Origin of the sequence: Paenibacillus sp. PK1-4R (genome assembly GCF_030369595.1) — a bacterium.
Taxonomy (GTDB): Bacteria; Bacillota; Bacilli; order Paenibacillales; family Paenibacillaceae; genus Paenibacillus.
The window spans coordinates 5172847-5190068 of the sequence record NZ_CP126535.1 but is presented as its reverse complement, the minus strand read 5'-3'; the positions used below and the strand labels follow the sequence as shown (position 1 = coordinate 5190068).

At 46.2% G+C, this 17222-nt stretch carries 16 protein-coding genes; 13 read left to right on the top strand and 3 right to left on the bottom strand.

Annotated elements, in window-relative coordinates; genetic code table 11:
- Positions 1 to 122: 122 nt before the first annotated feature.
- The 6 genes from QNO02_RS22510 (at position 123) to QNO02_RS22485 (ending at position 4760) form a co-directional block, all read left to right on the top strand.
- Positions 123 to 680, top strand: a complete 558-nt coding sequence (locus tag QNO02_RS22510; RefSeq protein ID WP_249912002.1) for a GNAT family N-acetyltransferase — start codon at positions 123 to 125, stop codon at positions 678 to 680.
- Between the two features lie 110 nt (positions 681 to 790).
- The gene (locus tag QNO02_RS22505; protein WP_036617303.1) at positions 791 to 1546 is read left to right on the top strand and encodes an exodeoxyribonuclease III; all 756 of its coding nucleotides are present in this window, start codon (positions 791 to 793) and stop codon (positions 1544 to 1546) included.
- Positions 1547 to 1779: 233 nt separating this feature from the next.
- The gene (locus QNO02_RS22500; protein WP_289390051.1) at positions 1780 to 2763 is read left to right on the top strand and encodes an alpha/beta hydrolase; all 984 of its coding nucleotides are present in this window, start codon (positions 1780 to 1782) and stop codon (positions 2761 to 2763) included.
- 50 nt (positions 2764 to 2813) lie between these two features.
- Positions 2814 to 2960 carry a hypothetical protein gene (locus QNO02_RS22495; RefSeq protein WP_221824551.1) on the top strand — a complete coding sequence of 49 codons (147 nt, stop codon included), beginning with the start codon at positions 2814 to 2816 and terminating at the stop codon, positions 2958 to 2960.
- Between the two features lie 32 nt (positions 2961 to 2992).
- The gene (locus tag QNO02_RS22490; RefSeq protein ID WP_249912005.1) at positions 2993 to 3571 is read left to right on the top strand and encodes a hypothetical protein; all 579 of its coding nucleotides are present in this window, start codon (positions 2993 to 2995) and stop codon (positions 3569 to 3571) included.
- 211 nt (positions 3572 to 3782) lie between these two features.
- Entirely contained in the window at positions 3783 to 4760 is a 978-nt protein-coding gene (locus QNO02_RS22485) for a diaminopimelate dehydrogenase (protein WP_371129028.1), read from the top strand.
- 161 nt (positions 4761 to 4921) lie between these two features.
- Here the strand turns inward: QNO02_RS22485 and QNO02_RS22480 are convergent, their stop codons facing one another.
- Positions 4922 to 5776, bottom strand: a complete 855-nt coding sequence (locus QNO02_RS22480; protein WP_289390047.1) for a pentapeptide repeat-containing protein — start codon at positions 5774 to 5776, stop codon at positions 4922 to 4924.
- 94 nt (positions 5777 to 5870) lie between these two features.
- On the bottom strand, positions 5871 to 6914 hold the full coding sequence (locus QNO02_RS22475; protein ID WP_091028002.1) for a LacI family DNA-binding transcriptional regulator: 1044 nt from the start codon (positions 6912 to 6914) through the stop codon (positions 5871 to 5873).
- Between the two features lie 245 nt (positions 6915 to 7159).
- Between QNO02_RS22475 and QNO02_RS22470 the strand changes: the two genes are divergently transcribed.
- The 4 genes from QNO02_RS22470 to QNO02_RS22455 all read left to right on the top strand — a co-directional run bounded on the left by QNO02_RS22470 (position 7160) and on the right by QNO02_RS22455 (position 12665).
- Positions 7160 to 8434, top strand: a complete 1275-nt coding sequence (locus tag QNO02_RS22470) for a glycoside hydrolase family 140 protein (RefSeq protein WP_289392858.1) — start codon at positions 7160 to 7162, stop codon at positions 8432 to 8434.
- Positions 8435 to 8500: 66 nt separating this feature from the next.
- Entirely contained in the window at positions 8501 to 9544 is a 1044-nt protein-coding gene (locus QNO02_RS22465) for a Gfo/Idh/MocA family protein (RefSeq protein WP_249912009.1), read from the top strand.
- 2 nt (positions 9545 to 9546) lie between these two features.
- The gene (eutH, locus tag QNO02_RS22460) at positions 9547 to 10635 is read left to right on the top strand and encodes an ethanolamine utilization protein EutH (protein WP_249912010.1); all 1089 of its coding nucleotides are present in this window, start codon (positions 9547 to 9549) and stop codon (positions 10633 to 10635) included.
- 89 nt (positions 10636 to 10724) lie between these two features.
- Positions 10725 to 12665 (top strand): beta-glucoside-specific PTS transporter subunit IIABC, encoded by a 1941-nt coding sequence (locus tag QNO02_RS22455; RefSeq protein ID WP_249912011.1) that lies wholly within the window; start codon positions 10725 to 10727, stop codon positions 12663 to 12665.
- A 124-nt stretch (positions 12666 to 12789) separates the two neighbouring features.
- On the opposite strand, the gene gdhA is transcribed toward QNO02_RS22455, so the two are convergent.
- Complete coding sequence (gdhA, locus tag QNO02_RS22450) at positions 12790 to 14175, bottom strand: NADP-specific glutamate dehydrogenase (RefSeq protein ID WP_249912012.1); 1386 nt, start codon at positions 14173 to 14175, stop codon at positions 12790 to 12792.
- Positions 14176 to 14563: 388 nt separating this feature from the next.
- Here gdhA and QNO02_RS22445 point away from each other — a divergent pair, with 388 nt between their 5' ends.
- Genes QNO02_RS22445 through QNO02_RS22435 form a run of 3 tightly spaced genes read left to right on the top strand, consistent with a single transcriptional unit; the run spans position 14564 to position 16742 of the window.
- Positions 14564 to 15037: a GreA/GreB family elongation factor gene (locus tag QNO02_RS22445; RefSeq protein ID WP_091028010.1), complete on the top strand. Its 474-nt coding sequence runs from the start codon at positions 14564 to 14566 to the stop codon at positions 15035 to 15037.
- Positions 15027 to 15533 carry a cation:proton antiporter regulatory subunit gene (locus QNO02_RS22440; protein WP_036617317.1) on the top strand — a complete coding sequence of 169 codons (507 nt, stop codon included), beginning with the start codon at positions 15027 to 15029 and terminating at the stop codon, positions 15531 to 15533. The genes QNO02_RS22445 and QNO02_RS22440 overlap by 11 nt, the downstream gene beginning before the upstream one ends.
- 3 nt (positions 15534 to 15536) lie before the next feature.
- Positions 15537 to 16742: a cation:proton antiporter gene (locus QNO02_RS22435; protein WP_133385752.1), complete on the top strand. Its 1206-nt coding sequence runs from the start codon at positions 15537 to 15539 to the stop codon at positions 16740 to 16742.
- The last annotated feature ends 480 nt before the right edge of the window (positions 16743 to 17222 follow it).

The following is a 17222-nucleotide window of genomic DNA, read 5'->3' as shown; positions in this document are numbered from 1 at the left end:
CCTTTCCTATGTACCCTTTTATACAGTAATGCCTTAATAGAACATATTAATAGTAAAAGCTTGATGAAGGCAAGTGTAGTAAAATGGACTTCTACAATAAATGTTGGCAAAGGAGACCAAGCATGAGTGAGCAATTTAGGTTTGATCTATTTCCGTTAATTCAGACAGAACGATTCATCCTCCGGTCGGCAGAGGCTGAGGACAGCCATGATCTGGTGGAGTTATATTCGGATGAAGCTGTGGTGCAATATATGCCATTCACTCCCTTTGAATCCGTGGAGGATGCACAGGGTGAGATGAACTGGTATACGAAGATTTTCAAGGAACACACGGGTTTACGCTGGATGATTGAAGACCGTGAAACTCGTAAAGTGATCGGAACCTGTGGGTTCCTGAACTATGAAGATGTACATAACCGTGCAGAGATCGGATACGACTTGCGTTCCTCTTTCTGGGGCAGCGGTGTGATGACTGAAGTGGCCCGTGCTGTGTTACATTTTGGATTCACAAGCATGCAGCTCAACAAGATTGAAGCAAAGGTTGAACCGGAGAACGAGGCGTCAATTCGCCTGTTACACAAGCTTGGTTTTCAACAGGAAGGTGTACTGCGGCAACATGAGTTTGAGAAAGGCAGATATATTGACCTTGCGGTGTTCTCTAAGTTACGAAGCGAAATATAGGCAAGCTAGCCCCCTAAGGATTCCAATGACTCCATCTCATTCCAGAGCCGCAAGGCTTGTCCCCCGGAATGGGCCCATGCTATATTGGAGAGATGTGAGGAGATGAGGATATGAAGCTGGTGTCCTGGAATGTGAATGGCTTAAGGGCATGTGTGACCAAAGGATTCATGGATTATTATCAGGAGAGTCAGGCGGATATTTTCTGCCTTCAGGAGACCAAATTACAAGCCGGACAGATTGAGATGGACCTGGGGGAAGATGTTTATCAATATTGGAATTATGCGATCAAAAAAGGTTATTCCGGTACGGCTGTATTTAGCCGAATCAAGCCTTTATCCGTTCGTTACGGGATGGAGGAGGACAGCGAGCCGGAAGGACGGATGATTACACTGGAGTATGATGAGTTTTATCTGGTGAACGTCTATACCCCTAACGCAAAGCGGGATCTGACCCGGCTGCCTTACCGTCTGGAATGGGAGGATCGATTCCGGGGGTACATTCTGCAATTGGAGCAGACTAAGCCGGTTATCGTCTGTGGTGACCTGAATGTGGCTCATCAGGAGATTGATCTGAAGAATCCGAAGCCCAATCTGGGCAACTCGGGATTTACCCTTGAAGAGCGTGGCAAGATGACCGATTTGCTTGCTTCTGGTTATGTGGACAGCTTCCGCCATCTTTACCCGGATCGTACGGATGTGTACAGCTGGTGGTCTTATATGCCAAAAGTTAGAGAACGGAATGTGGGCTGGCGCATTGATTATTTTCTAGTATCCAATCAATTGGCACCTAAGGTGGCAGATGCGCATATCGACTGCCACGTGATGGGCAGTGATCATTGCCCCGTGGGTCTTACTTTGCAATTATAGGTAAGGATCATCGTGAGATAGATTGAGGTAAGAGTTTTAGAATACAAGTATAGATGAACTGCAAGTTTCCTGAATGGGAGATTTGCAGTTTTTTTGCATTCACAGGTAGGGGAGGAACACTGGACTTTGGTTGGGGAAAGAACTGGACTCGGGATTGTTTCAATCCCGCTATTTCTTGGGTACGATTGAAGCATACATATATAGATGAACCTTTGGGGTAAGGGGTAGAGAAGATGAAGAAGGGGTTACGGAGAGGGTTAAAAGTGCTGGGAGGCATCATGCTTGCCACAGGACTTTTGCTGCTGGCAGGTACAGCGTATGAAACGTATCAATCCACGCAGGATATGAAGTCCTATCCCCCGCCAGGCAAGTATTATGAAGTGAGTGGTCGCAACATGCACCTCTACACCGCTGGCAAAGGAGAGGTAACCGTGGTGTTTGCCTCAGGCTGGGGTACACCTAATCCGTATGTGGATTTCAGTCCGCTATATGACAAGTTGAAATCACAGGTAAAAATTGCGGTATATGATCGGTTCGGGTACGGATACAGCGACTATACGGATGAACCTCGTGATGTCGATACCATCTCGGAAGAGATCCACCAATTGCTGCGAACATCCGGTCAACGTCCACCTTACATCATGGTCGGTCACTCCCTGGGTGCGCTGGAGACACTGCGGTTTGCGCAAAGGTATCCTGATGAGGTGGCTGGCATGGTCATGATCGATGGCGGAAGCCCGGAGTATTACAGTCGTACGGACCTGAATACACCAGAATGGATGATGGATTGGTCCCGTTTTCTGGTGAAAACAGGCATCGCGCGAACATTGCTGCAATCGGATCGCATGATGGCATCTCTGGTCATTGACCCAAATCTGGTAACGGAACCGATGAAAAAAGCCGTCACGATATCCACGCTGAGACATGCGTACAATGACAATGTCATGGAAGAGGTTCGGAATTCCAGAACAAATGCAGCGTGTGTGCTTGAGAACAAAACGAAGTTTGGCTTCCCCCTGACGATTCTCACAGCCGGTTCGGAGGAGTCGGATGAGGACAGTCATGCATGGCAGGCCGACCAAGCGAATTTTGCTTCATGGTCAAGACACGGAACACAGCTGACGGTTCCACAAGCGACACACAGTATCCACAACAGTCAACCGGATATTGTCGCTGCCGAGATCATGAAATTAGTCAGAACGTCCAGTGATCTATGAGTAACATGATTCCACAAACACATGATGAACAGGATGAGGAGGAGGGATGGATGAAAAAGTTTAGAGTGATCACCCGCTTCCTATCCATTCTTGTAGCCAGTTGTCTATTGTCTTTAAGTGTATTATCTGTATCTGTGATATGGGTTAAGAATAATGTTCATGCGGTGCCTGTGATCCAGCCGTTTGAACGTGATTAGCACATGAAATGAAGAAGAAGGAGTGGTAACGGATGGTGAAGAGGAGGAAGCTTTTATTGGCTTGTGCGGCACTGGCTATGGTAGTGGCCTTAAGTGCTTGCAGCAGCGCAGCAGACGAACCGAGTGATACTGAGAAGGTGGACACTGAAGTTTCCTCCGAAACTGGTGAACAAGAGACTAATGAAGGTGCAAGCGAAGCAACAACAAGTGAAGTGACCGAAACGGAGGGTACTACTGCACCAGCAGACTCCGATTCAGATCGTGGTGAGGAAGCGGCTACTGGAACCAATGAGTTGCCGGAGAACTTACCAAGTGATTTCCCATTGCCGGAAGATGCAACGATTCGTTTAGCCAATTCTGGTGAGAATGAAGGCAAGCAATCGGCCATGGTGATTTTCTCAACTGAACAAGATATGAAAACCGTATCTGAGTTGTATAAAGATTACTTCAACGCCAAAAAGTTGACGGATGCGGGTCAGACAATCGATGACAAAAATATTATCATTCAGGGAACCGATCCGGAGACGCAGGATGTCTGGTCCTTGATTGGAGGAACATTGGCGGGACAGGAAGGCGTCATTGAACTGACGTTGACCTGGACAGAATCATAAGCAGAAGATAAGGGCTACTTTTCTTTCCTGCTTTTTTTCTTCCTAAAATAACGAATGAACGCCATAATACCTTGCATACGGAGCCGCATTATTGCTGCACCGCTGCAAGGTATTTTTATTTCGAACTGGAAACCTGACAGGTTACATGGTATGTTATATCATTAGAATAGAGTAATAGACAACTATAGAAGAAGACAGGAGAGGATTGAACATGATTAGAGTGGGTATTGTTGGTTACGGTAACTTGGGTAAAGGTGTAGAGAAAGCCATTTCCCAGAACGAGGATCTGGAACTGATTGCTGTGTTTACACGTCGTAATCCGGAGCAGATGGTCGCTGAAGGTACAGAAGTACGTTTTGAGCATATCTCTGCAGCGGAGCAATACATAGGCAAGATTGATGTTATGATCCTCTGTGGTGGTTCTGCAACCGACCTTCCAGAGCAGACACCAGCCATTGCCAAGTTGTTCAATACGGTAGATAGCTTCGATACACATGCGAAGATTCCTGAATTCTACAAAGAAGTGAATGCTGCGGCAGAGCAAGGCGGTCACGTAAGTGTCATTTCCACAGGTTGGGACCCAGGCTTGTTCTCCATGAACCGTCTGCTTGCACAGTCCATCCTGCCAGAAGGAAAAGAGTACACGTTCTGGGGTAAAGGTGTGAGTCAAGGTCACTCGGATGCGATTCGTCGTGTTCCAGGCGTTAAAGCGGGTGTGCAGTATACGGTTCCTGTTGAAGAGGTGATCAACCGCATTCGTGCAGGGGAAACACCAGAGCTGTCTACACGCGAGAAACATCTGCGTCAATGTTATGTGGTAGCAGAAGATGGTGCTAATCAGGATGAGATCCGTGAGACGATTGTGTCGATGCCTAACTACTTTGCAGATTACGATACAACGGTAACGTTCATTACCGAAGAAGAATTGAAATCCGAGCATGAAGGCATGCCGCATGGTGGATTTGTAATTCGCAGTGGAGTTACAGGTGCCGGTCAAAAGCAAATTATTGAATTTGGTCTGAAACTCGACAGCAATCCTGAATTTACAGCAAGCGTACTTGTGGCCTATGCAAGAGCCGCACAACGCTTGAGCGTGGAAGGACATAAGGGAGCGAAAACGGTATTTGATATTCCACTGGGTCACTTGTCTCCGAAATCGGCTGAAGATCTTCGCCGCGACTTGTTATAATTCTGATTCGTTCCTGTAGTTTCGATAACAAACAGCTCGTCCTTGGATACCATAGGACGAGCTGTTTTTTTACTATTGCGGTATACGATTCATACATTCATATGAATTAGCAGGTACATTCCTGCCTGTATTTTTGCTCGTGCTCTTGCGGAAATGGCACCCTACACCCAGTGTGAGGGAATGTTGAGATGATTCGGCAACTTGGTATTCACATTACCTTTCGCTGCATTAATCTGCGATTGCGTGAGGAAGATGCCACCTCGCAGGTCTGCACCGCCCAGATCCGTATCCCGCAAGTCCGCGCCAATCCAATCGGCATTTCGTATATCTGCATGTTGGAGGTTGGCTGCGATCATTAAAGCCCCTCGGAAGCTTGCGCCCCGCAGGTCAGCCCCTTTTAAGTTGGCACCAAAAAAGTCACTTCCGGTACGTTTTTTGCTCTTCTTCGACTTCCCTTGTCCTTGAGAGATAGATGGCACATGCGCGCGTACCATTTCACTTGCCTGGACCAAGAGTTGATTCACACTGGACCGATAATCGGCGATGTCCAGACGGAGGAGGGCCGCAGGCTCCAGATTGCTCAAGCGCTCAATCTCCTCATATAACTCACCAAATGCCGAGTGAAGGGATGACGTCTCTGGTCTCATCATCATTTCCTTCATATAACTGAGCAACTCGTGAAGTTGTCGCAAGGCAGGCAGACAATCAAACATCTCCTTTGCAGACTCTGGATGATCACGCCAATCTTTGCCCGCGTAGGTCACTTGGGACAGCTTCTGTCCAGCTCCGAAACAGTCGTATACCGTGCAACCTTTGAACCCTTTCTGCCGAAGCTGGGTATGGATACCGCAGCGATTGTCCGTGCGCAGATTGGGACAGGGTGTGCCGCTGGCTTTATCAAAAGCAAAGTCAGATGACTTGCCGTAGGGCAAGGCAACACAGCACAGCCCAAAACATTGCTCACAGTCTGCGCTCAGATGCGGACTCGCAGTGCTGGCATATGGTTGGTTAGACAATGTAAACACTTCCTTATAATAGTACAAATAGATGGAATTACGTCAGTACCACTTTACCATCCCACCGGAATGCGATCAATTGTATTGTTAACAATTATTCAACAGCGGGCGTGGCGACAGGTACACAGGATCTGCGTTCCACAATTTCTGTATTCACATAGATGTGAGTACCGTTTTTCTCATTGTTCCCCAGGTTAGTCATAATCAGATTGACGGCCGTTTTGGCCATCATATCTTTTTTGACATGTACGGTGGTTAATTCAGGGCTGATTACATTGGCTTCGAAAATGTTGTCAAAACCCATTACCGAAATATCTTCGGGCACCCGGATGCCGATATTTTGCAATGATTTGATCGTGCTGATTGCCATATAATCGTTCTCGCAGAAAATAGCAGTAGGTCGTTCCTCTAGGTGGAGGATCGATTGCTGCAAATGTTCCTGCGCCATCACCAGCATGGGCTGCAGATGGAAGGTTAGTGTCTCAGCAACGGTCAGATGATGTTCGGCCAGCGCGGTGCGAAATCCATCTTCCCGTTTGATGAAGTTTGGGATTCGTGTACCGGATTTCACATATCCGATACGACTGTGCCCCAGCTTAACCAGATGTTGACCTGCCTGATATCCGCCCAATGTATTATTAATAGATACGAAATTTGCATCCACATGTTCAAATGACGTGTCCAGAATGACGACATTGTCATGAATGGATTGAATGGTTTCAATCATGGGCGCAGTCAGGTTGATCCCGAGCAATAAAAGGCCGGCGGACGGTTGTTCCTTTTCTAACGTTTGCAGTTCTTGCTGCAAATCCTGTACGTCAATGGAAGAGATGACAAGTGTACTGCCATGTTGCTTGACCTGTTCCGTGATGTGGTGGATCAATTCATTGAAGAACGGGAGAGAATCATAATGCTCTGTGACGATGTCGGAATTTTTGCAGGCAACAAAACGAATAATAGCATTGCTTTTCGGTGCTTCTCTTCCAACTTTGACTGTTCTTGGTTTGTAGCCATGTGCTTGTGCGATGTTAAGTATATGTTCACGTGTCTGTTCGCTGACACCAGGTTTGTTGTTGAATGCCAGAGAGACCGCTGCTTTGGAAACTCCAGCAAGCCTTGCAATATCATCAATCTTCAATAGGGAACCTCCTAAATAGTGTACATTGGTTCAGTATACCATGAATTAAGCGTTTAGTTTAGCTGATTACTAAACTAAACTTAACTAAAATATTTGGGGTGTAAACTAAAATTGTAATTGACTGTTTATGTTTACGGTGCTAACATTCAAATTGAAAACGCATTTATAATCCCTTTTGAATGACTGTTTATATTAATTTAACTAAAATAATATTAATTAATTTAGTTGGAAGGATAGGTGAAATGATGTCTGTTGAGGTTACGACTCACCGCAGGACGTTTGAGAAAGAAGGCAATCCGTTCTTTTATTTGGCGGATACGGTTTGGAGTGCATTTACCAATGCTTCATTGGAAGAATGGGAAGAATACCTCGATTATCGCAGTATGCAGGGATTCAACGTCGTACAGATCAATATTTTGCGCCAATGGGATGCAAGTGGTTCTGATCTGAATATCGAACCTTTTAACCAGCAAGGAGATGGCTCGACGGACTATTTTTCACTTAATGAAGCTTATTTTGACCGTGCACAAGACATGGTTCGTATGGCAACAGAACGTGGATTCACACCCGCACTTGTGCTCCTTTGGTGCAACTATGTACCCGATACCTGGGCCACCATGTTTCAGAAGGATGGCAAGATGCCACTTGAAGCTGTTGAGCCTTATGTGACCTATGCGGTAAATCGATTCTCGGAGTTTAATCCGATGTATCTGGTCAGTGGGGATACCGATTTTCCTTCCGAAGAGGCGAATGCCTACTATCAGATAGCGCTGGAGACTGTAAAACGCATCAGCCCATCCAGTCTGACGACGCTACACATCCAAGGCAGACTACGAGAGATTCCTGAAGTGTTTGCAAACCATGAAGGGCTGGACTTTTACATGTATCAGTCTGGGCATAACTCGGAATTCCAAGCCTATGCGCATGAGATTGCATATCACTTCTATCATCAGTCGCCTGTACGTCCAGTGATCAACGGTGAGCCTTGTTATGAACAGATTAGTTATAGCCGCAACGTCTATGGGCGCTACTCTGCATTCGATGCTCGCAAGGCTGCATGGCAGAGTTTGCTTGCCGGAGGTGGGGCCGGTGTCACTTATGGGGCACATGGCATCTGGAGCTGGCACAAGAAAGGCAAGTCTTTTGGCATTGTGGAGGGTGAAGGTTTTGATAGCCCTTATGATTGGAGATCAGCTCTAAGGTTCGAAGGTGCGTGGGATTATTCCTTTATCAAGTATCTCTTTGAGCAGTACAAGTTGGTGGGTGTGAAGCCGATGGATATCGTATTAAACAAAACGAAGGAGATTCGTGCGGCAGGCACGGAGGACACGCTCGTGCTGTATGTTCCGGTAAATACCAAGGTACGTCTGGACTTCCCGGTTGAAGAATACGATTTTACGACCATTGATCTCGTACAGCGCCGATTTGCCAAGACAGCAGCTTATCGCGAGAACGAATATGGTGTGATTCCCATGCATGCTTTTGAACATGACGTGGTGATGATTGGTACACGTAAATAAGAGTTACCAGAGAGAGGTGCCAAAGCTGGCACAAATAGAGATTTACATTATAGATGGGGTGAAGGTATGTGGAAAATTGGTATTGTCGGAACAGGGTACTGGTCAGAAAAACACATTAAGGCTTGGCAATTCGTTGCTGATGCCGAGATAACAGGAATTTGCGACAGGCACGAAGATACATTGAATGAAAAAGCAGAACAATTTAACATCCCGGCAACATTTCGTTATTCGGATGTGACAGTGATGCTAGATAATGCGAATCTCGATGTAATCGATATCATCACGCCACCGGAAACTCATCTGGAGCTGGTGAAAATGGCTGCAGCAGCGGGGAAGCATATTATGTGCCAGAAGCCGTTTGCCCGTTCTATTGAGGAAGCTGAAGAGATGGTGCGTATTGCGGAAGAGGCAGGTGTGCGTCTGATGGTGACGGAGAATTGGCGCTGGTTAGAACCTTTTCAGTTGATCAAGCAACTGCTTGAGGAAAGTACTGTGGGACAATTGAATACGATTCGGTATATTCATACGGATTATTATTCTCCGAGATTCGCACCGGAAGAGAAGGTGCCACAGCCTTTTTTTAGAGACATGCCACAATTGCTGTTCTATGAGATGGGTGTGCATTGGTTTGACACCTGGCGGTTCTTGTTTGGTGAGCCTGAACGTCTATATGCCGAGACCAGAAAGATTAGTAAATATACGTTGGGGGAAGACAGCGGTATGGTCATGCTGGGATACAGGGATTATGTCGGTCTCATGGATATGAGCTGGGCGACCCGTCGTGAACTGAGTGAACCTTTGCCGAGCCAGGTGCTTCCGGATCATAAGGAGCAACTCATCATTGAAGGGGATAAGGCTTCCATTAAGCTATATAAAGACGGAAGGTTGTCCATCATTGATAATGCTGGTGTGGAGACGGTATATGCTGAACGTACAGAGTTAAACTACGAGGACAGTCATCGAAAACTGCAATCCCACTTTATTGAATGTTTGAATACAGGTGCGGAATTCCAGACCAGCGGTTCGGATAATGTTAAAACGCTTCGCTTGGTATTCGATACGTATGAAAGCGCAACCCATCACAACGTGAAGCGGTATGTACAGGAGTAATCATGCCCATTAATGATGTTGTCATGATCCTTATTGCATTTTTCCTGGTGCTTGGCGCTCTGGACAAGGCTTTCGGGAACAGGTTGGGCCTTGGAGCAGCATTCACGGAGGGCATTATGGCGATGGGCACACTCGCCCTGGTGATGGTGGGAATTGTATCACTTGCACCATTCCTAGCGAATATGCTTATGCCGCTGATATCTCCATTATATGAAGCGATCGGTGCCGATCCGGCATCGTTCGCCAATACCATCCTCGCGGTAGATATGGGAGGGTACGCTCTGGCTGGACAGATGGCCCAGAGTGAACAGGCTGGCCTGTTCTCCTGGGTGTTCCTGGGTACCATGTTTGGGCCAACTATCGTGTTTACCATCCCTGTTGCACTGGGCATTCTGGATCGGAAGGATCATCCGTACTTTGCCAAAGGGGTACTGATCGGCATCAGTACCATTCCCGTTGGTTGTTTAGTCGGCGGTCTGGTAGCGGGCATCAATTTTACAGTGATATACCGAAATCTGATGATACCGATTCTGTTATCTGTAATTATTATGATCGGCTTGCGCTATTTTACGAATCAGACCGTGAGGTTGTTTAAAATATTTGGAAGCGGTATCACCTTGTTGTCCCTGATTGGACTGGTGGCTATAGCTGTAAAAACCCTTACAGGTTGGGCACTAATTCCCAATATGGCACCGCTCTCGGAAGGCATTACAACGGTAGGTACAATTGCGATTGTGCTGGCGGGTGCTTTTCCCATGGTTGCGGTAATCAATAAAGTCTGCCAAACCCCGCTTGAGCGAGCGGGCCGTTTGCTGAATCTGGATGCGCCAACAACCGCCGGACTCGTTGCTTCACTGGCTCACAATATTCCGACCTTTCGAATGGTCAAAAATATGAATCCAAGGGGAAAAGTTATTAGTATTGCTTTTGCAGTCAGCGGCTCCTTTGTGCTTGGGGGTCATCTGGGTTTCGTAGCAGGAATGGACAAATCTATGGTAACTGCCATGATTGTGGGCAAATTGACAGGGGGCATCAGTGCGGCGATTGTAGCAGCATGGGCTACACCAATCAAGAACGACATTCAAATATAAATCATTTAACAACGTTATATAAACACTAATTTGTCTGATTAAGAAATTATTGCAAGATATTACGGCATCCATGTAAAGGAGTATATGACATGAATCACGACCAAACAGCAAAGGAAATTCTCAGCGCCGTCGGTGGCAATGATAATATCAATAACGTCATTCATTGTGTAACTCGTCTCCGATTCAACCTGAAAGATATGAAGGCACCCAACAAGGAAGAGATCAAGAAGATTGACGGAGTACTCACTGTTGTGGAGAGTGGTGGCCAGTTCCAGGTGGTCATCGGCAATGAAGTTCCCAAAGTCTATGAGTCCCTGATAGGAATAATGGGAAAAGAACCGATGTCAGCCACTTCAGAACAAAAGGGGCAAGGAGATAAGCATGGTCTGTTCAATCGCTTTGTTGACGTGATATCTGGCGTATTTATGCCGGTAATCGGTGTGCTCGCGGCAGCGGGTATTCTCAAAGGGTTGCTAGCCCTGTTCAGTACGTTGAAATGGCTTACGGAAGACATGAGCACATACAAGATATTGTTTGCAACCGCAGATGCACTGTTCTACTTCTTCCCGATTCTGCTTGGGTTCTCTGCAGGGAAAAAGTTTGGAGGTAATCCATTTATCTCTGCAACCATTGGTGCTGCACTCGTATATCCAACGATGACCGCTGCCGCTACGGCAGGGACAGGCATGTCCTTTCTGGGCATTCCGGTCATTTTAATCAACTATACACAATCGGTTATTCCAATTATTATTGCTTCTTATCTGGCAGCAAATTTCGAGAGATGGGTTACAAAAATATCTCCTTCTCCCATTAGAATGTTTGCCGTACCGCTGGTTACACTGACAGTAATTACCCCGGTTGTTTTTATGGCAGTGGGGCCGGTAGCAACGCTAATCAGTGACTATTTGGCCAAAGGAGCAATGTGGACTTACGGGCTAAGCCCTATTGTTGCCGGATTGCTTCTGGCTGGCCTCTGGCAAACCATTATTATTTTTGGGTTACACTGGGCATTTATTCCCATCCTGCTAAATAATTTGGTAACAAACGGATTCGATCCAATCAATGGTATGTTGTATGCTACTACGTTTGCCCAAACCGGGGCAGCATTTGCAATTGCGATCAAAACCCGGGATAAGAAGTTGAAGCCGATTGCGATGTCTGCGACAATTTCAGGCCTCATGGGTGTAACGGAACCCGCCATTTACGGTGTAACATTACCGGCAAAAAAAGCGTTTATTATGGCTTCCATTGCAGGTGGTATCGCAGGATCTGTCGCTGGTTTCATGGGTTCTACTGCGTATGGCTTTGGTGCAGGGGTGTTCGGTATTCCGTTGTTCATTAATCCTAATGGAATTGATACCGGATTCATTGGTTTCATTCTTTCTGTCCTGATCGCCTTTGTATTGGGCTTTATTCTGACGTACATGTTCGGTTACAAAAATGCAGCCACGTCTTCTGCTTCAATGAAGCTGGAAAAAGCAGAACAGGTGCAACCAAACCGTATATCATCGGATGACAAAGAATCTGCTGGTGATGTTTCTGCCACGACTCCAGTTCAGGCAACTACGGAAGTGTATGTAGAGAAGATCGTGTCCAGCCCGCTGACGGGCCAACTGATTCCGTTGACAGAGGTCGGGGATGAGGCGTTCTCTAGTGGAGCCATGGGTCAAGGAGCGGCGATCATTCCGACAAAGGGTGTGGCATATGCCCCGTTCGATGGTGTAGTGGTTACGATTTTCAAGACGAAACATGCCATTGGACTGTTGTCTGAGGATGGCGTGGAGATTTTGATTCATGTGGGTATCAATACCGTGACGCTCAAAGGCAAGCATTTTACTTCATATGTCTCTGATGGCGATACTGTTCGCAAAGGAGACAAGCTGGTGGAGTTCGATCTGGAGGGCATTACAGCCGCAGGGCTGGATATAATGACCTCTGTGATCGTATCGAATACAGCTATTTACACAGACATTCAGGCTAAACAACAAGGTAACATCGAACATGGTGAAGCTTTGATCACTGTAAAATAAAAACGTATGATATGTCAGAGCAATAGCATTTCAATATAATTATGTAACAATACCAATAAGGGCAGTTCTCCGAATTTACGGGGAACTGCCCTTATTCATTCCGTATAGATTAGTGAGAGATGAATTAAACCACACCTTGAGCAATCATGGAATCGGCTACTTTGAGGAAACCGGCGATATTCGCTCCGGCTACGAGGTTACCTTCACAGCCATACTCTTCAGCAGCTTCTACACAACTGGTGTAGATGTTCTTCATGATGTCATGCAGCTTGGCGTCTACTTCTTCAAATGACCAGGACAACCGCATGCTGTTCTGTGACATTTCAAGAGCAGACACGGCTACACCTCCGGCATTAGCCGCTTTGGCTGGACCAAACAGCACGCCTGCGCCGTGGAAGACGTCAATGGCAGCCAGGGTGGAAGGCATATTCGCGCCTTCGCCAATGGCCTTCACGCCACCTTTAACCAGCAGGCCTGCAGCTTCTTCATCGATCTCGTTTTGCGTTGCACATGGAAGAGCAATATCACAAGGGATAGACCAGATGCCTTCACAGCCTTCGGTATATGTAGCATGCGGATGTTCTTTGATGTATTCGCTGATGCGAAGACGATCAACCTCTTTCAGACGTTTCACGGTATCCAGGTTGATGCCTTGTGGATCGTGTATGTAGCCACCTGAGTCACTACACGCCACGACTGTAGCTCCAAGCTCCTGTGCCTTCTGAATGGCATAGATGGACACATTACCAGAGCCGGAGACAACGACTGTGCTGTCTTGGAAGCTGAGACCCTTGGATTGCAGCATCTCCTTTACAAAGTACACACAGCCGAAGCCAGTCGCTTCCTTACGTGCCAAGCTTCCTCCGTACAGCAGTCCTTTACCTGTCAAAACGCCTGCTTCATGCCCGCCGTGAATACGTTTGTATTGGCCGAACATGTAACCGATTTCCCTTGCGCCTACACCAATGTCACCTGCCGGTACATCCGTATCGGAACCGATATATTTGTAAAGCTCAGTCATGAAGCTTTGCGTGAAACGCATCACTTCCAGATCCGATTTTCCTTTGGGATCGAAGTCAGAACCGCCTTTACCACCGCCAATGGGCAGACCGGTCAAAGCATTTTTGAAGATCTGTTCGAAGCCAAGGAACTTGATGATGCCCGAGTATACAGAAGGATGGAAGCGAAGTCCGCCTTTGTAAGGGCCAATGGCACTGTTGAATTGCACCCGGAATCCACGGTTAACCTGAACTTTGCCCTGATCATCTACCCATGGGACACGGAATGTGATTACACGTTCGGGTTCAACAAGCTGTTCCAGCAGACTATGGTTCCTATACTTGGGGTGTGCTTCAATAACAGGAATAAGGGAATCCAGAATTTCTTTGACAGCCTGATGGAACTCATCTTCATGCGGATTTCTGGCGACAACCGACTCGTAAACGGAATGAACATAATCTGCGGCAGTAACTTGAACGGACTCTGTAGTTTCTTTTGTTATCGTGGACACTTTTTCGATGCACTCCTTTATTGTGTTAAAGTCTGTAGATGCTTATTTGTATAAATTGCATAAAAGTTTGTAGTTAAATATACAGTAAAGCAAATAAAAATACGAGATGAAAATCCATAAAATGTTTTTTATGCCGTAATTAAAATGTTCTATGGATCTACCATATGATGTGAAGAATTAAGTTATTAAATGGAAGATATGACCACAAATGATAATAAAAAAGCAAGTTAGACGAATATACTGGATTAAAATATTAGTTTTGGTAAGATGGTAAGAAGGTCTCGTATCCCGGGGTCTTTTTATAATAAAAAGGAGGAAAACAAGATGATGAAGAGAAACATGCCAATCAACATGGAGAACAAGGCTTGTATAGGGGGTGAAATCTATTATGAACCATAGGACTTCCCGCCATAATTGCAGAGAGAAGCTGGTGAGCCAGCTATTTACATTCGGTGAAGAGAAAAGAACATTTCTCGACGCCTATTTCGACGTGCGCGATCCAGAGCGGATACAATTAGAAAAACAATTGTCGGCATATACGGAGTATGTGGAAAAACTGCTCCTGGGCCCTGATGAAGATCTCGATTCGGCTGTATTGATCGGTAGTCATATTGATTTTGAATATATCGATTTTCATACGTCAGATTCGTTCATGATTGTCATGCCAGAAGATACCAATCCTGATGAGGGTCGTATTTCCTTCCTCTCTCCAGTAGGGAGTCAATTACTGCTTGGCAGTAAAGGGGAAGTTAGGTCTGTTCATACACCATCAGGTTCCATGAGAATCCGCATTACGGGAATTGAGCTGAGGAGCGAAACCTTGAACGAGCCGGCCCTAGGGGGTGCAGATCATGCACTTTAAAGAGACAGACTTACCAGGGATTGGACGTAAATACTGGCTGCATACCCGTAGTGGTGAGCACTTGGTCATTGTGATTCATAACGACGAGCGACGTGACCTGTTCCATATGGAGTCAGGGGATACGCCTGAAGAGGTGGGTGATATGGTATCCCTTGTCACCCTGGACGATGATGAAGCCCGGGCGGTAGCCGCTATCGTTGGTGGTATGACTTATAAACCGAAGTTTCAGGATGAGCGTGAAGTGATGCTTGAAGGGCTGTTAATCGAATGGCTACGAATTGAGCCTCACGCAGCAAGTGTAGGCATGACGATTGGTGAACTAGATATCCGTCAGGCTACGGGCGCCGTTATTCTCGCTGTTGTGACCAAGGATAAGGAGAAGCATTTTAATCCAGGTCCGGATTATGCTTTTACCGCTGGAGCTACAATTGTAGTTGCTGGCGAACGAAATCAGATCAAACATCTCAAACAATTGTTGACTGATGGACGGACTTAGCCTATGGATATGCTCATATTCGAAGTGGGAATTGCCGTTGCGCTGATTACACTTACTGGGCTGATATCTTCACGATTACGATTTTCGGTCATTCCCTTCTATATCCTGATTGGTATGGCTGTTGGACCACATGCACCACAGATCGGCATAGTGGATTTACGTTTTATCGAAAGTTCGACCTTTATTGAATTTATGGGCAGGCTTGGTATTTTGTTTTTGCTATTTTATCTGGGTCTGGAGTTCTCGGTCTCCCGTTTATTAAAGTCTGGTAAAGCCATTCTGACCGGAGGCATGTTCTATGTAGGCCTGAATTTTGTCTCTGGATTGCTGTTGGGGTGGTTCATGGATCTGCCCCTTCAGGAGACACTTGTTGTCTGCGGGATCATGACCAGCTCTTCTACAGCCATTGTAGCTAAAGTGCTGGTTGATCTGAAACGAACGGCAAACCCTGAAACAGAGATTATCATGGGCATGATCATGTTCGATGACTTGTTCATCGCGATTCATATCTCCATCCTGACTGGGCTTGTGCTCAGCGGGGCAACTTCATTCTTAAGTGTTCTGCTGGTATCACTGTCTGCCCTGCTGTTTATTGTGCTGTTCCTGATTATTGGCAGGAAAAGCATCAAATATATTGATAAGGCACTGAATATCAAGTCATCAGAGTTGTTTCTGCTTACCGTCATGACACTGCTCTTCCTGGTGGCTGGTTTCTCGGAGACACTGCATGTAGCGGAAGCTATTGGAGCGTTGATGATGGGGCTTGTGCTGGGCGAATCAAGACATGTAAGTCGGATTGAACATCAGATCATGCCTTTCAAAGATTTTTTTGGTGCAATTTTCTTCTTCAGCTTTGGCCTGACCATCGAGCCGGCTTCACTTGGCGGAGCTATTGGGATGACGATTATTGCCGTTATTCTGACGATTGCCAGTAACTATGGTGCAGGTATGATCGCTGGCAGATTGGCTGGAATGAGCCCTAAGGCCTCGTTGAATGTGGGCTTTACCCTGGTCTCCCGGGGCGAATTCTCCATTATCATGGCGAACATCGGCAAGGCCGGAGGGCTGATGGCATCCATCCAATCGTTTGCCGTGTTGTATGTGTTAATTCTGGCTGTGCTGGGTCCTATCCTGACAAAAGAATCTCCGCGGATTTACGCATCGTATGAGCGACTAAGGAAGCGGATGAAACGAAGGGAAACGGGTTGAGTCAAATGACTGTCCTTGAACAGATCGGGTATTCTGACCGTAGTGTTTAATAGGCGTCACACCATTCGGAGAGCGAAATTACTCCGGGGTGTGGCGTTTTTTTATTACTGGGAACCCATCCAATACAGGCTTGTTATTATATCAATTTCACCAAATTATGGTATGTATCCATATCTTGTGCGTGGTCATGAATGTTCAAGTCCACGGGCAGGACTATAGATGTGATTTGGTAGATAGGGATTGAAAATAAACAGTTATTATGTAAAATAATGTTATATTCGAATCTAGCAGTTGAATAGATATTTTACACGAGAACGTAGAGGACAGAAGAGACCTGAAGAAGCGGAGCTAAAAGCTTTCTGGAAGAAAGCTACTTCGTAAGCATGTACTTCGCCTTTATCAACAGGTTTTCACCTTTGCAAAATTGAATCAAAAAATCTGGGGATAACAGTGATCGGAAGGTTATTCTGTCATCGGAGT

Excerpts from the sequence above, each read along its gene's own strand:
- QNO02_RS22510 (WP_249912002.1), top strand. The coding sequence starts at position 123 with ATGAGTGAGCAATTTAGGTTTGATCTATTTCCGTTAATTCAGACAGAA.
- QNO02_RS22505 (WP_036617303.1), top strand. The coding sequence starts at position 791 with ATGAAGCTGGTGTCCTGGAATGTGAATGGCTTAAGGGCATGTGTGACC.
- QNO02_RS22500 (WP_289390051.1), top strand. The coding sequence starts at position 1,780 with ATGAAGAAGGGGTTACGGAGAGGGTTAAAAGTGCTGGGAGGCATCATG.
- QNO02_RS22495 (WP_221824551.1), top strand. The coding sequence starts at position 2,814 with ATGAAAAAGTTTAGAGTGATCACCCGCTTCCTATCCATTCTTGTAGCC.
- QNO02_RS22490 (WP_249912005.1), top strand. The coding sequence starts at position 2,993 with ATGGTGAAGAGGAGGAAGCTTTTATTGGCTTGTGCGGCACTGGCTATG.
- QNO02_RS22485 (WP_371129028.1), top strand. The coding sequence starts at position 3,783 with ATGATTAGAGTGGGTATTGTTGGTTACGGTAACTTGGGTAAAGGTGTA.
- QNO02_RS22470 (WP_289392858.1), top strand. The coding sequence starts at position 7,160 with ATGTCTGTTGAGGTTACGACTCACCGCAGGACGTTTGAGAAAGAAGGC.
- QNO02_RS22465 (WP_249912009.1), top strand. The coding sequence starts at position 8,501 with ATGTGGAAAATTGGTATTGTCGGAACAGGGTACTGGTCAGAAAAACAC.
- eutH (WP_249912010.1), top strand. The coding sequence starts at position 9,547 with ATGCCCATTAATGATGTTGTCATGATCCTTATTGCATTTTTCCTGGTG.
- QNO02_RS22455 (WP_249912011.1), top strand. The coding sequence starts at position 10,725 with ATGAATCACGACCAAACAGCAAAGGAAATTCTCAGCGCCGTCGGTGGC.
- QNO02_RS22445 (WP_091028010.1), top strand. The coding sequence starts at position 14,564 with ATGAACCATAGGACTTCCCGCCATAATTGCAGAGAGAAGCTGGTGAGC.
- QNO02_RS22440 (WP_036617317.1), top strand. The coding sequence starts at position 15,027 with ATGCACTTTAAAGAGACAGACTTACCAGGGATTGGACGTAAATACTGG.
- QNO02_RS22435 (WP_133385752.1), top strand. The coding sequence starts at position 15,537 with ATGGATATGCTCATATTCGAAGTGGGAATTGCCGTTGCGCTGATTACA.